We start from the raw sequence: 2,004 nt of genomic DNA on the forward strand, positions 1-2,004 counted from the left end.
TCCCGGTCATGTGCTACGGCCTGCGCACCGATTTCCAGGGCAAGCTGTTCTCCGGCTCGCGCGCGCTGCTCGCCATCGCCGACGACCTGCGCGAGGTGCGCACCATCTGCCGCTGCGGCCGCAAGGCCACGATGGTGGTCAGGCTCGGCTCCGACGGCAAGGTGGCGAAGCAGGGCCAGCAGGTCGCCATCGGCAAGGACGTCTATGTCTCGCTCTGCCGCCGCCATTGGGAAGAGGAAATGGGCAGGTCTGCTCCCGACGATTTCATTGGTTTTGTCAGCCCCTGAGTTTAGGCGGCCGAGACACGCCGCATCGGAAACCGCCAGCCAAGCCGCACGCCGAGCGTTGCCAGGGCAATCAGCGCCATGCCGGCAGCCTGCGCCGGTCCGAGCGGGTGGCCGTACATGGCCCAGTCGATGATGATGGCCACGACCGGATAGATGAAAGTGAGGATGCCGATGACCGGCGTCGTCAGGCGCGGAAAGGCGGAGTTCATCAGCACATAGGCGATGCCGGTATGCAGGAGTCCGATCCCGGCCAGCCAGCCCCACGACGCAGGCGGGATGGGATGGCCGATGTCGGCGAACGGGGCGAGCAACACGACCCCGACCAGCGTCTGGCAAAGCACGGTGATCTCCGCGCGCTGTTGTCCGAGGCCCTTGGCAAGGATCGTCGCCACCGCATAAAGCAGGGCAGCGCCCAGCGTCAGCGCGATGCCCAACGCCCATTTGGCGTCGGCATGGCCGTGTGTGACGACCAAGCCGCTGGCCAGCACCACGCCGAGAAACGCGCCAAGCATCCATAGGATCTGGTCGGGCGAAATGCGTTCCTTGAGGAAGACAACGCCGATCAGCACCACGAAGAACGGCTGTACATGGTAGACGATTGTCGTCGTCGCGATCGATGTCATGCCGAAGCGAAGAAGGCCGTCCAGCTCAGCACCATGCAAACGCCGCCGAGCGCGGCGAGCGCAAGCCGGGATGGGGACAGCGTCCGGTCCGGCAGGTAGCCGCGCAGCAGGCACCAGGCGGCCAGGAACAGCGCGCCGAACACGCATCGCCAGAAGACGACGGTGACGGGATGTTGTCCCGACTCCGTGACGAAGGCGCCAACCGTGCCGGCAATCACCATCGCCAGAGCGAGGCTCGCGGCGGGGAAGCGGGCGATCGATATGTCCCTCATCATCGGCTCTCCAACGGATCGAAGCTCATGTGGCCAGCCGAAACGATTTCAATCAAGCGAATAGATTTGTAAGTACCTATTCGATATGCTGATAGCGCCATGGCCGCTCCACTCGACCTCAACCTGCTGAAGACCTTCGTTGCCGTCGTCGAAAGCGGCAGCCTGTCCAATGCGGCGCCGCGAGTCGGCCGCAGCCAGTCGGCGGTCAGCATGCAGATGCAAAGGCTGGAGGACATGGTGGGCAACCAGCTTCTGGTGCGGGGCCCTAGAACGGTCACCCCCAATGCTGCCGGCGAGGATTTCCTCATCTATGCGCGCCGGCTGCTGAAACTGTCCGACGAGGCATGGGCGAGCGTCACCCGGCCGAAGGAAACAGGCAGCGTGCGCCTCGGCGTGCCGGACGACTACGCCGCCTTCCTGCTGCCGCCCGTGCTGTCACGCTTTGCCGAGGATCACCCGCTGGTCACCGTCGAACTCGTCTGCGAGCAGTCGACCGCGCTGGTGAAGACCTTAGCGGAGGGAAGGCTCGACCTGGCGATCGTCACCCGCCTCCCGGATCAGCCGCTCGAGGTGATCAGGCTGGAGCGCTTTGTCTGGGTCGCCTCCCCCAATCACGTCGCCTGGCAGACCGATCCGCTGCCTGTCGCCTTGTTCGAACCTGGCTGCGCGGCAAGGATGAATGTGCTGCAGGCACTGGGCGGTGCCGACCGATCCTATCGCTGCACCTATTCCAGCGCCTCCCTGCTCGGACTGGTCGCGGTCGTCCAAGCCGGGCTGGCGGTCGCCGGCCTTGCCCAACGAAGCGTGCCGCCGTCGCTGCGC

3 protein-coding genes and 1 pseudogene are annotated in these 2,004 nt (G+C 65.3%); 2 read left to right on the forward strand and 2 right to left on the reverse strand.

Annotated elements, in window-relative coordinates; genetic code table 11:
• Nucleotides 1-287: pseudogene (locus EOA28_RS34120) on the forward strand (thymidine kinase); the annotation flags it as partial.
• Between the two features lie 2 nt (nucleotides 288-289).
• Here EOA28_RS34120 and EOA28_RS34125 read toward each other — a convergent pair.
• Together EOA28_RS34125 and EOA28_RS40675 are read right to left on the reverse strand one after the other, a co-directional pair.
• Nucleotides 290-910, reverse strand: coding sequence for a DMT family transporter (locus tag EOA28_RS34125; RefSeq protein ID WP_245501667.1), 621 nt, complete (start codon nucleotides 908-910; stop codon nucleotides 290-292).
• Entirely contained in the window at nucleotides 907-1,182 is a 276-nt protein-coding gene (locus EOA28_RS40675; protein ID WP_245501668.1) for an EamA family transporter, read from the reverse strand. The genes EOA28_RS34125 and EOA28_RS40675 overlap by 4 nt, the downstream gene beginning before the upstream one ends.
• Before the next feature lie 99 nt (nucleotides 1,183-1,281).
• Here EOA28_RS40675 and EOA28_RS34130 point away from each other — a divergent pair.
• On the forward strand, nucleotides 1,282-2,004 hold a 723-nt coding region (locus EOA28_RS34130; protein WP_128315764.1), incomplete at its 3' end, for a LysR substrate-binding domain-containing protein.

The sequence above is a fragment of the Mesorhizobium sp. M2A.F.Ca.ET.067.02.1.1 genome, from assembly GCF_004023285.1.
Lineage (GTDB): Bacteria > Pseudomonadota > Alphaproteobacteria > Rhizobiales > Rhizobiaceae > Mesorhizobium.